Origin of the sequence: Frigoribacterium sp. PhB107 (assembly GCF_003751515.1) — a bacterium.
Classification (GTDB): Bacteria; Actinomycetota; Actinomycetes; order Actinomycetales; family Microbacteriaceae; genus Frigoribacterium.
In genome coordinates this window covers 499,995-515,667 of the sequence record NZ_RJKU01000002.1, presented here as the reverse complement: position 1 = coordinate 515,667, position 15,673 = coordinate 499,995, and the positions used below count along the sequence as shown (strand labels likewise).

11 protein-coding genes are annotated in these 15,673 nt (G+C 71.7%); 2 read left to right on the top strand and 9 right to left on the bottom strand.

Going from position 1 to position 15,673, the window contains the following annotated elements; genetic code table 11:
- Positions 1 to 112 precede the first annotated feature (112 nt).
- From EDF18_RS10600 to EDF18_RS10580, 5 genes are all read right to left on the bottom strand, one after another.
- Positions 113 to 3,193, bottom strand: coding sequence for a glycoside hydrolase family 38 C-terminal domain-containing protein (locus tag EDF18_RS10600; protein WP_123547768.1), 3,081 nt, complete (start codon positions 3,191 to 3,193; stop codon positions 113 to 115).
- Positions 3,194 to 3,287: 94 nt separating this feature from the next.
- On the bottom strand, positions 3,288 to 4,118 hold the full coding sequence (locus EDF18_RS10595; protein ID WP_199732419.1) for a carbohydrate ABC transporter permease: 831 nt from the start codon (positions 4,116 to 4,118) through the stop codon (positions 3,288 to 3,290).
- A gap of 8 nt (positions 4,119 to 4,126) precedes the next feature.
- Entirely contained in the window at positions 4,127 to 5,107 is a 981-nt protein-coding gene (locus tag EDF18_RS10590) for a carbohydrate ABC transporter permease (protein ID WP_123547766.1), read from the bottom strand.
- A 2-nt stretch (positions 5,108 to 5,109) separates the two neighbouring features.
- On the bottom strand, positions 5,110 to 6,489 hold the full coding sequence (locus EDF18_RS10585) for an extracellular solute-binding protein (RefSeq protein WP_233569097.1): 1,380 nt from the start codon (positions 6,487 to 6,489) through the stop codon (positions 5,110 to 5,112).
- Positions 6,490 to 6,635: 146 nt separating this feature from the next.
- Complete coding sequence (locus EDF18_RS10580; protein ID WP_123547764.1) at positions 6,636 to 7,904, bottom strand: ROK family transcriptional regulator; 1,269 nt, start codon at positions 7,902 to 7,904, stop codon at positions 6,636 to 6,638.
- Between the two features lie 90 nt (positions 7,905 to 7,994).
- Between EDF18_RS10580 and EDF18_RS10575 the strand changes: the two genes are divergently transcribed.
- Both EDF18_RS10575 and EDF18_RS10570 read left to right on the top strand, forming a co-directional pair.
- Entirely contained in the window at positions 7,995 to 8,468 is a 474-nt protein-coding gene (locus EDF18_RS10575; protein ID WP_123547763.1) for a GNAT family N-acetyltransferase, read from the top strand.
- Complete coding sequence (locus EDF18_RS10570) at positions 8,465 to 8,857, top strand: MGMT family protein (protein WP_123547762.1); 393 nt, start codon at positions 8,465 to 8,467, stop codon at positions 8,855 to 8,857. The genes EDF18_RS10575 and EDF18_RS10570 overlap by 4 nt, the downstream gene beginning before the upstream one ends.
- A 188-nt stretch (positions 8,858 to 9,045) precedes the next feature.
- Here the strand turns inward: EDF18_RS10570 and EDF18_RS10565 are convergent, their stop codons facing one another.
- The 4 genes from EDF18_RS10565 to purN all read right to left on the bottom strand — a co-directional run bounded on the left by EDF18_RS10565 (position 9,046) and on the right by purN (position 15,657).
- Positions 9,046 to 11,013, bottom strand: a complete 1,968-nt coding sequence (locus tag EDF18_RS10565; RefSeq protein WP_123547761.1) for an ABC transporter ATP-binding protein — start codon at positions 11,011 to 11,013, stop codon at positions 9,046 to 9,048.
- Complete coding sequence (locus EDF18_RS10560) at positions 11,010 to 12,842, bottom strand: ABC transporter ATP-binding protein (RefSeq protein WP_123547760.1); 1,833 nt, start codon at positions 12,840 to 12,842, stop codon at positions 11,010 to 11,012. The genes EDF18_RS10565 and EDF18_RS10560 overlap by 4 nt, the downstream gene beginning before the upstream one ends.
- A gap of 557 nt (positions 12,843 to 13,399) precedes the next feature.
- A complete protein-coding gene (gene purH, locus EDF18_RS10555) occupies positions 13,400 to 15,067 on the bottom strand; it encodes a bifunctional phosphoribosylaminoimidazolecarboxamide formyltransferase/IMP cyclohydrolase (protein WP_123547759.1) in 1,668 nt (555 codons plus the stop codon).
- Positions 15,064 to 15,657 (bottom strand): phosphoribosylglycinamide formyltransferase, encoded by a 594-nt coding sequence (gene purN, locus EDF18_RS10550; protein ID WP_123547758.1) that lies wholly within the window; start codon positions 15,655 to 15,657, stop codon positions 15,064 to 15,066. The genes purH and purN overlap by 4 nt, the downstream gene beginning before the upstream one ends.
- Between the last annotated feature and the right edge of the window lie 16 nt (positions 15,658 to 15,673).

Below are 15,673 nucleotides of genomic sequence, written 5' to 3'. Positions count from 1 at the left end.
CCGGCAGGAAGTGCTGCCCGGGCCTTCCCGAGAAGCACTTCCCGCCGGTTCACCGGGCCGACCGACGGCCAGCCAGCCGACCGGCCGACCCGGCCGGCCGGCCGGGCGGGCCTCAGCCCCGGCGCGCGAAGCGCAGGGTGACGATCTCGAACGGGCGCAGTGTCAGCTCGACGGGCTCCCCCGCGGCCCAGCGCGCGGCGCCGGGGACGTCGGCTCCGTCCACCCCGAGCTCGCGCTCGTGCAGGTCCGTCCTCCAGGCTGCGCCGAGCCCGGCCGACGTGTCGACCTCGATGGTCGACGCGGCCCTCGACCCCCTCGCCTCGTAGAGGCGGACGACGAGGTCGCCCGAGCGGTCCTCGGCGAGCTTGACCGCCTCCACCACGACCGCCGGCGACGACGACGACACGAGCGGGGCGACCGGGACGCCGCTCCCGGCGACCGTGCGCAGCGGCAAGTTCAGCCGGTAGCCGGCCGACAGCGCGTCGACCACGTCGGGCGCGACGCGCACGGTCGACCGCAGCACGTGGCGGCCCTGGTCGGCGTGCGGGTCGGGGAACACCGGCGCCCTCAGCAGCGACTGCCGCACGAGCGTGGTGGTGCCGCCGTCGTCCCGGGTCGAGCGCGTGACGTCGTGCCCGTACGTCGAGTCGTTCGCGACGGCCACCCCGAAGCCCGGCTCGGCCACGTGCACCCACCGATGGGCGACCGTCTCGAACCGGGCGAAGTCCCACGAGGTGTTGGAGTGCGTGGGGCGCTGCACGTGCCCGAACTGGACCTCGGACGCCGCGCGGTCGGCGTGCACGTCGAGCGGGAAGGCCAGCTTCAGCAGCTTCTGCCTCTCGTGCCAGTCGACCTCGGTCACCAGCTGCAGCTCCGCCTCGCCCTCCTCGAGGGCCCAGCGCTGCACGATCGTCGACGTGCCGGTCGTCCGCGTCACCACGAGCGACACCCCGTCGACCTCGACCGACACAGCGTCGACGAGGTCGGTGCGGGCGTTGGCGTAGACGGCGTCGATGTCCCACGCGTCCCACTGGTTCGGAGTGTCCCGGAAGATCTGCAGCAGTCCGAGCCTCGCGCCGGGAGCGACGAGATCACGCCCGGACGTCGAGTCGACGAGCGACGAGACGAGGCCGTCGGAGTCGAAGACCGCCCTGACGAGCCCGTTCGAGAGCACCCAGCCGTCGCCGTCGGCGTCGAGCACCACGCCGGTCGCCGTCGAGCCGGCCGCTGCGCCGCCGCTGCTGCCGACGACCGCTGCGGACGACGCGGCCACCCCGCGGTGCGGGACCGGGCCGGCGTTGAAGGCGACGGCCACGTCGCCTTGCCCGGCCAGCACCTCCTGCGCCCTGGCCGTCAACGCACCGAGCTGCTCGGCGACCCGGGCGTAGTTCCGCTCGGCGTCCTGGTGCACCCAGGCGATGGACGAGCCGGGGAGGATGTCGTGGAACTGCAGCAGCAGGACGGTCTGCCAGAGCTCGTCCAGCTCGTCGTGCGGGTAGTCGAGCAGACCCCGGACGGCCGCGGTGGCGCACCACAGCTCGGCCTCGCGCAGCAGGTGCTCGCTGCGGCGGTTGCCCTGCTTCGTGCGCGCCTGCGAGGTGTACGTGCCTCGGTGGAACTCGAGGTACATCTCGCCCGACCAGACCGCCGGGTCGGGCATCTCGTCACGGGCCTGCGCGAAGAAGGAGGCGGGGGTGCCGACGGTCACGCGCGGCGAGCCCTCGAGATCGGCGGCCCGCCTCGCGGCGGCCATCATCTCGCGGGTCGGCCCGCCACCGCCGTCGCCCCAGCCGAACGGCACGATCGAGACGTTGGAGACGCCCTTCTCGCTGTACTCGCGCTCGGCGTGTGCCAGCTCGACCGCCGAGAGGTCGGAGTTGTAGGTGTCGACCGGCGGGAAGTGCGTGAAGACCCGACTCCCGTCGATGCCCTCCCACAGGAACGTGTGGTGCGGCATCCGGTTGGTCTCGTTCCACGACTCCTTCTGCGTGAAGAACGAGTGGGCGCCGGCCGCGCGGGCGATCTGCGGCATGGCGCCCGTGTAGCCGAACGAGTCGGGCAGCCAGACCTCGTCGCACTCGATCCCGAACTCGCGCCGGAAGAAGGCGTGGCCGGCCACGAACTGACGGGCCAACGCCTCGCCTCCCGGCATGTTCGTGTCGGACTCGACCCACATCCCGCCGACCGGCACGAACCGGCCCTCGGCGATCTTCTCCTTCATGCGGGCGAAGAGGTCGGGGTAGCGCTCCTTCACCCACGCGTACTGCTGGGCGCTCGAGGCGGCGAAGACGAAGTGCGGGTCCTCGTCCATCAGGGCGACGACGTTCGAGAAGGTGCGCGCCACCTTGCGCTGCGTCTCGCGGACGGGCCAGAGCCAGGCCGAGTCGATGTGCGCGTGGCCGGTCGCGACGACGCGGTGGGCGCTGGCGGCGGCCGGCGATGCGAGCACACCCGCGAGCGCCTCACGCCCGAGGACCGCGGACCCGGCGACGTCGTCGTGGTCGACGACCTCGCACGCCCGCTCGAGCGCGCGCAGGATCTCGTGTCGCCGTGGGGTGCCGGGGTCGAGGGTCCGCATCAGGCCGAGCAGCGTCCAGATGTCGCGGTCGAGCTCCCACACCACGGTGTCCCTCTCGGCGAGGTCGAGGGTCCGGAGCGTGTAGATGGGTGCCGTCCCCGCGGTCGCCTTGTCGCCCATGGGCGTCTCGAGGTAGAAGAAGTTGCCGCCGACGTCGGGGTTCGACGCCGCCTCCACGAAGAACTCGATCGGCGCCCCCGGCGAGGCCGAGCCGCCCACCAGCGCCAACGGCACGTATCCGTTGTACGGCTCGATGGCCTTCACGAGCGTCCCGTCGCGACGCCAGACGAGTCCCTCGGCCTGGAATCCGGGCTGACGTGTGCTGAAGCCCAGGTCGACGACGGCCTCGAGCGCCGTGGCCGGGTCTGCACCCCAGCCCTCGGGCACCACGCCCGTCACCCGGAACCAGGTGGTGCCCCACGGCCGGCTCCACGGCGTGCCGGGGACGAAGGGCACGAACTGCTGACGGACGGCCTCGGCGAAGGGCACGGGCTCGTCCGGCACCTCCCACGCCTCGACGGTGAGCGGCGCGGCGCGGCGGTAGATGTTCGGCGTGATCCGGTCGAGGACGAAGCGGTCGATGCGGGCCTCGACGAGGGCGGTGTTGTCGTGCATGGGGAGAGTCTCCTTGTCAGCGCGCACGAGCGCGCGGAGGTTCGGTGATCCGGTGGGACGAGGGCAGGTCAGGCGCGGTCGTGGAGGAGCGACATCACCCCTTGACCCCGCCGGCGAGGGCGTTCGACCCGCCGAGGGTGCGCGACACCAGCACGTAGAGGGCGATGACCGGCACCGAGTACACGATCGAGAACGCCGCGAGCTGGCCGTAGGCGACCGAGCCGTACTGTCCGAAGAAGTTGAAGATGCTGACGGCGGCGGGCTGCTTGTCGGGGCTCAGCAGCAAGATGAAGGGAACGAAGAAGTTCCCCCACGCCTGGATGAACACGAAGATGAACACGACCGCGATGCCGGGCCGCATGAGCGGCACGACGACGCGCGTCAGCGTCGAGAACATCGACGCGCCGTCCGTCCAGGCTGCCTCCTCGAGCGAGACGGGCACCGAGTCCATGAAGTTCTTCGACATCCAGATCGCCATGGGCAGGCTGGAGGCCGCGAGGAAGAACACGGTGCCGCCGATCGAGTCGATCAGGTCGAGCGAGACGAACAGGCTGTAGACCGGCACCATCATGGCGGTGATCGGCAGGCACGTCCCGAAGAGGATGCCGTAGAGGAACGGCTTGTTGATCCGCATCCGGTAGCGCGACAACGGGTACGCGGCGAGGATCGCCACGACGACGGTGATCAGCGCACAACCCCCGGACAGCACGAGGCTGTTCGCGAGCGGGATGAACGAGATCTCGGGCGTGAGCACCTGCCTGAAGTTGTCGAGCGTGAACTCGTCGGGCACGGCTGCCGAGAGGGACGCGTCCGTGTCGACCGAGGCGAGCACGAGCCAGACGAGCGGCACCGCGAAGCAGAGCCCCACGACGACCAGGACGAGGTTCGAGACCAGCGCGAGCCGACGGCCGCTGGGCGAGGTCATGGCCACGGTCAGTCCACCTCCGGCTTGAGCGCCCTGATGTAGATGATCGAGAAGACCGCCCCGACGAGCAGCATGATGGTCGCGATCGCGGTGCCGAACCCGAGCTGCGAGAAGCGGAAGGCCTCCTGGTAAGCGAGGATCGGCAGCGTCGAGCTGTCGGTGCCCGGGCCCCCGCCGGTCATGACGAAGATCAGGGTGAAGACCGAGAGCGTCTGCAGGGTCGTGAGCATGAGGTTCGTCGAGATGCTGCGACGGATCGCCGGCAGCGTGATGTAGACCAGGCGCTTGAGACCGCCGGCGCCGTCCATCTCAGCCGCCTCCGTGATCTCGGGCGGCACCTCCTGGATGGCCGCCGAGTAGACGAGCATCGAGAAGGCGGCGCCGCGCCAGATGTTGGCGATGATGACCGAGATCAGCGGGAACGTGTAGAGCCAGTTCGCCCCGGTGACGCCGAGGCCGGCGAGGATCGTGTTGAGCGTGCCGCCGTCGTTGAAGAACGCGTACGCGACGAACGCGGCGACGATCTCCGGCAGCACCCACGCGGCGATGACGAAGGTGCCGACCACCGCGCGGACGCCCTTGTTCGCCGAGCGCATCAGGAGGGCGACGCCGAGCCCGATGACGTTCTGCCCGACCACGGCGGAGAAGAACACGAACGCGAGCGTGAGCAGCACCGACTTGGGGAAGTCGGGGTCGGCGAACAGCTCGCGGTAGTTCGCGAAGCCGACGAACTCCGAGCCGCCGGCGGCGTAGCCGGTCAGGGAGGCGTTGGTGAACGACCCGTAGAACGACGAGATGACGGGGCCGAGCAGGAAGATCGCGAGCAGCACGATCGCGGGCACCAGCGGGACGGTGCGTCCGGCGGTGCGGAGGGCACGGGCCCGGGAGGCGCCCGCCCGGCGACCGGACGGCTCACCTCCCGGGCGCGCACCGGGGCCGCCCGGTCGGTCGCCGTCGCGACCGACCGGGGCAGGAGCGAGGGTCGCCATCGTCAGTCGGCCTCGACCGTGGCGTCCTCGCCGACGATGCCGACCAGGGCCTCGTCGTACGCGGCCGCCGCCTCCTCGGGGCTCTGCTGGCCGGTCATCACCGCCTCCATCGCGATGGTGATCTCGCTCGAGATGCGGTTGTAGTCGGTGGTGGCCGGGCGGAAGTGCGTCACGGGGACGATCGACGAGAAGAACTCGAACGAGGGGTTGGCTGCGACGTACTCCGGGTCCTCGGCGACGTCGCTCCGCACGGCGATCTGGCTCGCGGCGATGTCGTAGGACTGCGAGCCCTCCTTGCTCAGCGACTGCTCGATGAACTCGAACGCCTTGTCGGGGTTCGCGCTGTTCGCGCCGACCGCGAGGGTCCAGCCGCCCGACATGCTGACCGCGCCCGGGGCCTGCCCGTCCTGGGTGGGCATGGGCGCCTGGCCGAGCACCTCGCTCCACTCCGGCCACGGGTTCGTGCCCGTCTCGAGCCAGGTACCGCTCAGCCACGACCCGTCGAGGGCGATGCCGACCTTCGACTGCGGGAGCCACTCGCCGCCGACGATCGTGGCGATGTTGGTGTCGAGCGCCTGCTCGGGGGTCGGGCCGACCCCGCCCTGGTAGACGTCCTCGATGAAGCCGAGGGAGTCGACGAAGCCCTGCGACCCGGTGACCCACTTGCCCTCGTCGTCGTCGAAGAGGGTGCCGCCCTCGGTGCCGTAGAGCAGCATCTCGAAGCCCTGCATCGTGGCGCCCTCGCCCTGCGGCTTGCCGGAGTAGATGTTGAAGGGCACGACGTCCGGGGAGGCCTCCTTCAGCGTCGCGGCCGCGTCGAGGACCTCGTCCCAGGTGGCGGGCTCCCACGGCACGGGCAGGCCTGCAGCGGCGAAGAGCTCCTTGTTGTACCAGAGCGCCCGCGTGTCGGTGCCCATCGGGACTCCGTAGAGCTTGCCGTCCTCGCCGACCCCCGCCTCCTTGGCGTTGACGTAGAACATGTCCCAGTCGTCCCAGGCCTCGGTGTACTCGTCCAGGGGCAGCAGGAACCCAGCCGCGGCGTCGCTCTTCAGCTTGGCCGTGTCCTCGTACTGCACGTCGGGGGCGGTAGAGGGGGAGCGGTTCATCAGGGCGAGCTTGGTGAAGTAGTCGTCGTTCTGGCCGGCGATGGGGACGAGCTCGACGGTCATGTCCGGGTTCGCCGCCTCGAACTCTGCGGCGACGGCCTTCATGTGGTCGTCCATCTGGGTGAAGGTGCCGAACTTCTGGTACGCCACCTTGAGCGTGTCCTCGTCGCCTCCGCCGCTGCCCCCGGCGCAGCCGGCTGCCAGCAGGACGGTGGTCGTCGCTGCGGCGGCGACCGCCAGCACGCGACGTCGTCGGGTGTTCGTCGTGCGAGTCATGGTGCTCCCTTGCTCCATCGCTCGACCGGCGTCGTCGCCGGTCCGTGGAGTTACTACACCGTATGGAGTTATTGCTTGTCAAGACGTCGTGACCGAGCTGTGACACTCGACCGAGGGCCCCGGTCCGCCGCGCCCGGCGCCCGCCCCTAGGCGGAGATGAGCAGCGCCGACGGCCTGGGCGAGAAGGCGTGGTCGAGCACGAGGCAGGCGGCGCCCACCGCCGCGACGTCCGTGCCGATGGCCGACTGCTCGAGGGCGATCGGGTGCTTGGCGATGAGCGCTGCCGACGACCGCACGGCCTCCGGCAGCACCTGGAGCACCCAGGGGGCGACGACGTGCCAGAACGGTCCGCCGAAGACGACCTCGGCGAGGTCGAGCAGGTTGAGCACGACCACGACTGCCCGGGCGAGGTGCCGCGCAGCCTCGTGCAGGATCTCGAGGGCCCCCTCGTCGCCGTCCGCGGCCTTGCCCGCCAACGCGACCAGCGCCTCCTCAATCCGGTGCAGGTCGTCGGGGTCGCCCTCCGAGCGGGCCGCGTCGAGCACGTCGACCAGCAGGTCGTCCGCCGTGAGCACGCCGGCCTCGACCGCCTGGCGGACGAGCGCGTGGGGGGTGATCAGCTCGCCCACGCAGCCGATCCGGCCGCAGGTGCAGCGGCGACCCGAGGAGGCGACGGTCACGTGTCCGGAGTCGCCCGCGTTCGAGCTCGACCCCCGCACGACGTCGCGGCCGATGACGAGCCCGGTGCCGAAGCCCGTGCCGTAGTAGACGAAGGCGAAGTCCCGCCGGGAGGCGCCGTCGCTGAACCAGAGCTCGGCGACGGCAGCCGCGGCGACGTCCTTCTCGAGCAGCACGGGCAGCCCCGTCGCCTCGGCGATCGCCCGGCGCAGGGGCACGTGCCGCCAGCGCGGCAGCATCGGCGGGTCGAGGACGACTCCGTCCTCGACGTCGATCGGCCCCGGCGCCGCGATGCCGATCCCGAGGAGGCGCGCGCGGTCCACGCCGGAGCCCGCCACGAGCCCGTCCACCGTCCGGGCGATCAGCCCCACGACCTCGTCGGGCCGCGACGCGGACGGGGTGGGGGTCTGCGTGTGCGCCACCACGGTGCCGTGCAGGTCGAGCAGCACGTAGGTCACGACCGCGGGGTCGACGTGGACCCCGAGCGCGAAGCTGCCTCCCGGCTCGAGCTGCAGCATGGTGCGCGGCTTGCCCGGACCGCTGATGACGGTGCCGCTCTCGCGGATCAGGCCGGCGTCCAGCAGCCGTCGCGACACGTTCGTCACCGCCTGCGGGCTGAGGCCGGTGCGCTCGGCGATCTCCGTCCGGCTGAGCCCGGCCGCCTCACGCCGCACCGCGTCGAGCACGACCGAGCGGTTGTAGCCGCCGACGGCCGGGAGGTTGGTGCCGCGCCTCACGGCTTCGCCGGGCCTCGGTCGGTCTGCATGCCCCGATCCTCCCACCCGCGACGGTGGTGCCGGGCGGGGGTGCCCCGTTACCCTGAGGCCATGTCGGACCTGCGCCTCGAGACCCTGTCCGCCGCCACCGTCGTGGCGGCCAACAACCTGACGCTGAAGCCGGGCCAGGAACAGTACGTGGCCCCGGTCTCGCACTCGATCGCCGAGGCGTACGTGAACCCGACGACGGCCTGGCCGCGCGTGGTGCTCGACGGCGACGAGGTCGTCGGCTTCATCATGGGCAACTTCGACGCGGACGCCGACGACGAGTCCCTGCGCAGCTGCATCTGGCGGGTCAACGTCTCGGCCGAGCACCAGGGCCGGGGCGTCGGGCGCTTCGCGATCCACGCCCTCGCAGGCGAGGCGCGCAGCCGCGGCTTCGACACGCTCACCGTCATCTACGAGCCGGGCGACGACGGCCCTGAGCGCTTCTTCGCCCACATCGGCTTCGAGGTCGTCGGCGAGACGCCGTACGGCGAGCACCTCGCGGCGCTCACCATCAGCCCGACGCCGCAGGGCGAGTGACCGCGGGGGCGGCTGCGCCCGACGACGCCCCGACTGACGGCGCCCCGTCAGGCGGCGACTTCGTCTCGCGCGTCGTCTCGGTCGTCGAGTCCGTGCCTGAGGGTCGGGTCATGTCGTACGGCTCGGTGGCGGCGGCCGTCGGCTCACGCTCGTCGCGCGGCGTCGGCAAGGTGATGGCGCACGCGGGTTCGGACCTGCCGTGGTGGCGCATCGTGAAGGCGTCCGGGCACGCGCCCGAGGGCCACGGCCAGCGTGCGCTCGAGCAGTGGCGCGCCGAGGGGACGCCGCTGCGGTGGTCGCGGACCGGCACGGTCCGGGTCGACCTCGAACGCGCCTCCTGGTCGCCCGACGTCAACCTGTCGGACGAGCCGGTCGACCCGTTCGGCTGACGCGCTCACGACTGCCAGGCGCTTCGATCGGAGCATGCGTAGCGCACGACCTGGCACGGCTGACGCCCGCCGCGCACGACTCAGGAGAACGGGCGGGCCGCCTCCTGAACCGTGCACCGTTCAGGAGAACGACTCCCCCCGCTGCGCAACGCAGGACAGATCTTGCTGAACGAGGAGGAGGGCGACGCCTACACGAGCGAGTCGCGCCAGGCCGCGTGCAGCTGTGCGAACCGCCCGGTGCCGGCGATGAGGTCGGCAGGGGTGCCGTCCTCGACGACGCGACCGTGCTCCATGACGAGCACCCGGTCGGCGATCGCCACCGTCGACAGCCGGTGCGCGATGATCACGGCGGTGCGGTCGGCGAGCAGGGTCTGCAGGGCCTCCTGCACCATGCGCTCGGACGGGATGTCGAGCGACGCGGTCGCCTCGTCCAGGATGAGCACCGCCGGGTCGGCGATGAACGCCCGCGCGAACGACAGCAGCTGGCGCTGCCCGGCCGAGACCCTCCCGCCGCGCTTGTTCACGTCGGTGTCGTACCCGTCGGGCAGCGCCACGATGAACTCGTGGGCGCCGACCGCGCGGGCGGCGCGCTCGATCTCGTCTCGCGTCGCGTCCGGCTTGCCGAGCGAGATGTTGTCCGCCACCGAGCCCGAGAACAGGTACGCCTCCTGCGTGACCATGACGATGGCCCGCCGCAGGTCCTTCGGGTGCAGGTCGCGCAGGTCGACGCCGTCGAGCGTGACGCGGCCGCGGGTCGGGTCGTAGAACCGCGACATGAGCTTGGCCAGCGTCGACTTGCCCGCGCCGGTCGAGCCGACGAGCGCGATGGTCTGCCCTGCGGGCACGTCGAGGTCGAACTCGGGCAGCACGACCGTGTCGGCCGAGTACGCGAACTCGACGTCGTCGAAGACGACGGCGCCCTTCGCGTGCCGCAGGTCGACGGGCGACTCGGGGTCGGGCACGCTCGGCTCCTCCTCGAGGACGCCCGAGATCTTCTCGAGCGCCGCCGAGGCCGACTGGTAGCCGTTGTAGAACATGGCCATCTCTTCTGCGGGGTCGAAGAAGCGCTTCGCGTACAGCGCCGCCGCGAGCAGGGCGCCGATCTCGAGCGAGCCGTCGATCACGCGGAATCCGCCGAAGAGCACGACCGCCGCGAGGGTGGCGTTGCCGATCAGCACCAGGCCCGGGTCGAACGTGCCGAAGAGCGTGAACACCTTCGAGTTGGCCTGGCGGTACTCCTCGACGTAGCCGGCGTACTCCTTCTCGTTGCGCGCCTCCTTGCGGAACGCCTGCACCGCCCGCATGCCCGTCATCGTCTCGACGAAGTGCACGATCACCCGGGCGCTGGCGACGCGCGTGGCGCGGAACAGCTTCTGCGAGCGCACCTGGAACCACCGCGTCAGCGCGATCAGCGGGATGAGCGCGACGGCGAGCACGAGCCCGCTCGGCGCGTCGAGGCTGACGAGCGCGATCGCGGTGAACCCCATGTAGAGCAGGCCCGAGACGAGCTGGTTGATGCCCGAGTCGAGCAGCTCGCGGATCGAGTCGAGGTCGCTCGTCTGGCGCGAGATGATGCGGCCCGACGTGTACGTCTCGTGGAACTCGAGGCTGAGCCGTTGCGTGTGCAGGAACAGCCGTTTGCGCAGGTCGAACAGGATCGCCTGGCTGATCCGCGCCGACAGCACCGTGTACTGCGCCATCAGCACCGCGCCGAGCACGCCCGTCACGAGGTACACGACGACCACGAGGATCGCCGGCGCCCAGTCCTGTCGGTCCATCAGCGCCGGCAGGGCGGTGTCGATCCCGAACGCGATCAGGGCGGGGCCGGCCACCTGGGAGGCGGTGCTGACGATGACGACGACCGCCATCAGCGCCAGCCGCCAGCGCAGCGGACGGATCAGCGAGCCGAGGAGGCGCAGCGACCGTCGACGGAGCCGCTTGCTCTCGGCCTTGGTGAAGTCGTCGCGCTCCTCGCCGCGGACGCCCTGGGTCGTCGAGCCCTGCTCGGCCCGCTTCTCGGCCGGGGTGCGGCCGTCGAGGGCCTCGTGGGCGGGGCCGCCCCCGGTGCCGTCGACCAGACGATCGTCACGGACCGCGCCGTCGGGCGCGTCATCGGTGCGGCGCGTGGCCTGGTCGTGCGTCGTCTGCTCGGTCATGCCAGCACCTCCTCTCGGGCGGGCGTGGTGTCGTCGTCGAGGGACGAGATCACCCAGCGGTAGTGCTCGTTCGTGGCGAGCAGGTCGGAGTGGGTGCCGACCGCGGTGACCCTGCCGTTCTCGAGCAGGGCGACGCGGTCGGCGAGGGTCACCGTCGACGGACGGTGCGCGACGATCAACGAGGTCGTCGACGCGAGCACCCGGCGGAGGCCGGCCTCGACCCGGGCCTCGGTGTCGACGTCGAGCGCCGACAGCGGGTCGTCGAGCACGAGGATCGCGGGGCGCGCCGCGACGGCGCGCGCCAGGGCGAGCCGCTGGCGCTGCCCGCCCGACAGGCTCAGCCCCTCTTCGCCGACACGGGTGTCGACGCCGTCGGGCAGGCGGGCGACGAAGTCGGCCTGGGCGATCTCGAGGGCCTCGCGCATGACGCGGTCGGCCTCGGCGGGGTCGTCGGCGAGGTCGGGACGGCCCAGCAGCACGTTGTCGCGGACGGAGGCGCTGAACAGCGTCGCGTCCTCGAACGCCATGCCGACCAGGCGGCGCAGCTCTTGCCGGGACAGGTCGCGCACGTCGACGCCGTCGATCCGGACGCTGCCGCCCGTGACGTCGTAGAGCCGCGAGACGAGCGCGAGCAGCGTCGTCTTGCCCGAGCCGGTGAGCCCCACGAGGGCCATGGTCTCGCCCGGCTCGACGACGAGGTCGACACCGTTGACGAGGTCCGGGTACTGGGCCGGGCTGTCCTGGTAGCGGAAGTGCGCGTCGGCGAACTCGAGCCGCCCCTCCGGCGCCTCGATGGTGACCGGCTGCTCGGGGTCCGTGATCGCGTTCTCGCTGTCGAGCACCTCGAAGAACCGGTCGGCGGCCGTGCGGGTGTCGAACGTCATCGAGAGCAGGAACCCGATCGACTCGACGGGCCAGCGCAGCACGGTGGCCGTCGCGAAGAACGCGAACAGCTGCCCGACGGTCAGCTGACCGTCGGCGGCCAGCCAGATGCCGCCGAGCAGGCAGAGGGCGAATGCGACGTCGGGCACGAGCAGCAGCCACAGCCACAGGCGGCTGATCGCCTGGGCCTTCTCGATCTCGGTGCCGCGCAGGTCGTCGGCCTGCTTGGCGAACTCGTCGAGCGAGTGCTTGCCGCGGCCGAAGGCCTTGAGCACCCGGATGCCGTGCACGCTCTGCTCGACGCTGGTCGCGAGGTCGCCGACCTGGTCCTGGCTGCGCCGCGCGACGATCGAGTAGCGCTTCTCGAACGCGAAGCTGACGAAGAACACGGGCATCGACGCGACCATGAACAGGATCGCTAGCGCCCAGCTGTAGAAGAAGAGCACCGCGAAGCCGACGACGATCGTCAGCACGTTGACGACGAGCAGCACGACGCCGAACGCGAGCCAGCGCCGGATCAGCGAGAGGTCGCTGACCGACCGGCTGAGCAGCTGGCCGCTCTGCCACCGGTCGTGGAACGCCACCGGCAGGTCTTGCAGCTTCGCGTAGAGCGAGTTGCGCATCGACGCCTCGACATGGGTGCTGGGCGTGAGGACGAGCCGTCGACGGAGGCCGATCATGACGGCCTCGACGATGCCGAGCCCGAGGACGACGGCGAAGGCGGGCCACACTTGGGCACGGTCGCCGCTCGACAGCGGACCGTCGACCAGCAGCTGGAGCACGGCGGGGATGAGCAGGGCGACGACGGCGGCGGCGAGCGCGGCGACGGCGCCGAGCACGATGCGCGGGATGGCCGGCTTCGCGTAGGGGTGGAGCCGCATCAGCGCACGAAACGTCGACGGGCGACGCGGCGGCGCGGACGGGGGCGGAGGGGACTTCGGGGACATGGCTGATCCAAGTGTCGTGATCTGGAGCGTCGGAGCCGTCGCGGCAGCTGTCGACTGGGGAGGGAGTCGCGGCCCGGTGCCCTGGGGAGGGCACGGCGGCGACCCTGATGTGGAGCGCACGAGGCGCTCGGGTGGAGGAGGTGCGGTGCTGGCGGCGAGCCCGGCGTGCGTCCCGGTCGGCCTAGCCGACGAGGGTCCGGGCGGCCCGGCGGGCGGCGACGAAGGTGCGGGAGGCAGGCACGAGGGCACCGGCGGGGGCCGAGGCCACCGTGGTCAGCGTCGAGTTCATCGTGTCCTCCTGTGCAGGTCGTCGTTCGTCCGTCATGTCAGTCGCGAGCGACCGGCTGTGAGCAGCTTTTCAGGATATGTGTGCTGACACCTCCCCCGCAAGGGCGAGCGAGGAGAAGATGCGCGACAGGTGTCCTGGCGGCCGTGGCCGCGCGCGGGCGGAGCGGGCGGAGGGAGCGGCACGTGCGTGCCACCACGGCCGGCTGACGGCGGACGACGGACGCCCCGGCCGCATGGGCCGGGGCGTCCGTCGACGACGACTCGACGGCTCAGTGGAAGAAGTGCCGCTCGCCGGTGAAGTACATCGTCACGCCCGCGGCGGCGGCGGCCGCGACGACCTCGTCGTCGCGGATCGACCCGCCGGGCTGGACGACCGCGCGCACGCCCGCGTCGAGCAGCACCTGCAGGCCGTCGGCGAACGGGAAGAACGCGTCGGAGGCGGCGACCGAGCCGCGGGCCCGCTCCCCCGCCCTCGTCACGGCCAGCTGGCACGAGTCGACCCGGTTGACCTGGCCCATGCCCACGCCCACGGAGGCGCCGGCGTCGGCCAGCAGGATCGCGTTCGACTTCACCGAGCGGCAGGCCCGCCAGGCGAACTCGAGGTCGGCGCGCGTGGCGGCGTCGACCTCGTCGCCCGCGGCCAGCGTCCAGCCCTGCGAGGAGAAGGCGTCGAACGAGTCGACCTGCTGCACGAGCAGGCCGCCCGAGATCTGCCGCGCCTCGACGGCCGGGCGGGCGAAGTCGGCCGGCAGCACGAGCAGCCGGATGTTCTTCTTCGTCTGCAGCAGCGCAAGCGCCTCGGGCTCGAAAGCGGGGGCGATGACGACCTCGGTGAAGATGTCCTTCACCGTCTCGGCCATGGCGAGGGTCACCGGGCGGTTCGCGGCGATGACGCCGCCGTAGGCCGACACGGGGTCGCAGGCGTGGGCACGGCGGTGCGCGTCGGCGATCGCGTCGACGGCGTCGGCCGAGGCGACGGCGATGCCGCAGGGGTTGGCGTGCTTGATGATCGCCACGGCCGGCTCGGCGAAGTCGTAGGCGGCACGCAGGGCCGCGTCGGCGTCGACGTAGTTGTTGTACGACATCTCCTTGCCGTGCAGCTGATCGGCCTGGGCGATGCCGGCGCCCTCGGGCGACGCGTACAGCGCGGCCTGCTGGTGCGAGTTCTCGCCGTAGCGGAGCGTGGCCTGACGCGTGCCCTCGAGGACGACGTGCTGGGGGGCGTCGAACGCTGCCGACCCGGCCCGCGCCTCCTCGCTTGCGGTCGCAGCGTCGGCTCCGGCACCGGCCTCGTGCTCGGCCCGCGCCCCGATGTTCTCGGCGAACCAGGCGGCAACGGCCGTGTCGTAGGCGGAGGTGTGCGCGAAGGCCTCGCCGGCCAGGCGCTGCCGCTGGGCCAGGGTGGTGCCCCCGAGCGTGAGCGACTTGACGATCTGCCCGTAGCTGGCGGGCGACACGGCGATGGCCACGTTCGCGTGGTTCTTGGCGGCGGCGCGCACGAGGGCAGGCCCGCCGATGTCGATGTTCTCGATCACGGCCGGCGCCTCGGCACCCGACGCGACCGTCTCGACGAACGGGTAGAGGTTGACGACGACGAGCTGGAACGGCGCGATGTCGAGCTCGGCGAGCTGCTGCTCGTGCGACTCGAGGCGCAGGTCGGCGAGCACTCCCGCGTGGATGCCGGGGTGCAGCGTCTTGACCCGACCGTCGAGCGACTCGGGGAACCCGGTGACGGCGCTCACGTCGGTGACGTCGTGTCCTGCGTCGCGGATGGTCGACGCGGTCGAGCCCGTCGACACGATCTCGACGCCTGCCGCGGCGAGCGCCTCGGCCAGGTCGAGGAGTCCGGTCTTGTCGCTCACGCTGATGAGCGCACGACGCACGGGGACGGCGTCCCGGTCGCGGTAGAGGGTGGGGTCGATCTGGTGGCCGCTCATGCGGGTCTCGTCTCCTCGAGGTCGGTCGTTCCGTCGGCGATCTCGCGCACGGTCTGCACCAGCAGCTCGCGCTCGACGATCTTGATGCGGTCGTGGAGCGACGACTCGTCGTCGCCCGGCAGCACGGGGATGCGGCGCTGCGCCAGGATCGGGCCGCTGTCGACGCCGGCGTCGACGACGATGACGCTCGCGCCGGTCTGGTCGACGCCGGCCGCGATCGCGTCCCGCACGCCGTGCGCGCCCGGGAACTCGGGCAGGAAAGCGGGGTGCGTGTTGATCAGGTGCGGGCTGAGCGCGTCGACGACCCCGACGGGCAGCAGCCGCATGAAGCCGCTCAGCACGATGAGGTCGGGCTGCCACTGCCGGATCTGCGCGAGCAGCTCGTCGCCCCACGACGCCCGGTCGTCGAAGCTCGAGAACGGCACGGTGAACGTCGGCACCCCGAAGTGCTCGGCGTGCTCGAGGCCGTCGGCCTCGCGGTCGGCACCGACGGCGACGACGCGGGCGGGGTAGCTGTCGTGGTGCGCGGCCTCGAGCAGGGCACGCAGGTTCGAGCCGCCACCGGAGATGAGCACCACGAGCTTCAGCACCCGGCAAGCCTAGTGG

Excerpts from the sequence above, each read along its gene's own strand:
- EDF18_RS10590 (WP_123547766.1), bottom strand. The coding sequence starts at position 5,107 with ATGGCGACCCTCGCTCCTGCCCCGGTCGGTCGCGACGGCGACCGACCG.
- EDF18_RS10600 (WP_123547768.1), bottom strand. The coding sequence starts at position 3,193 with ATGCACGACAACACCGCCCTCGTCGAGGCCCGCATCGACCGCTTCGTC.
- EDF18_RS10560 (WP_123547760.1), bottom strand. The coding sequence starts at position 12,842 with ATGTCCCCGAAGTCCCCTCCGCCCCCGTCCGCGCCGCCGCGTCGCCCG.
- EDF18_RS10575 (WP_123547763.1), top strand. The coding sequence starts at position 7,995 with ATGTCGGACCTGCGCCTCGAGACCCTGTCCGCCGCCACCGTCGTGGCG.
- EDF18_RS10585 (WP_233569097.1), bottom strand. The coding sequence starts at position 6,489 with ATGACTCGCACGACGAACACCCGACGACGTCGCGTGCTGGCGGTCGCC.
- EDF18_RS10595 (WP_199732419.1), bottom strand. The coding sequence starts at position 4,118 with ATGACCTCGCCCAGCGGCCGTCGGCTCGCGCTGGTCTCGAACCTCGTC.
- EDF18_RS10565 (WP_123547761.1), bottom strand. The coding sequence starts at position 11,013 with ATGACCGAGCAGACGACGCACGACCAGGCCACGCGCCGCACCGATGAC.
- purH (WP_123547759.1), bottom strand. The coding sequence starts at position 15,067 with ATGAGCGGCCACCAGATCGACCCCACCCTCTACCGCGACCGGGACGCC.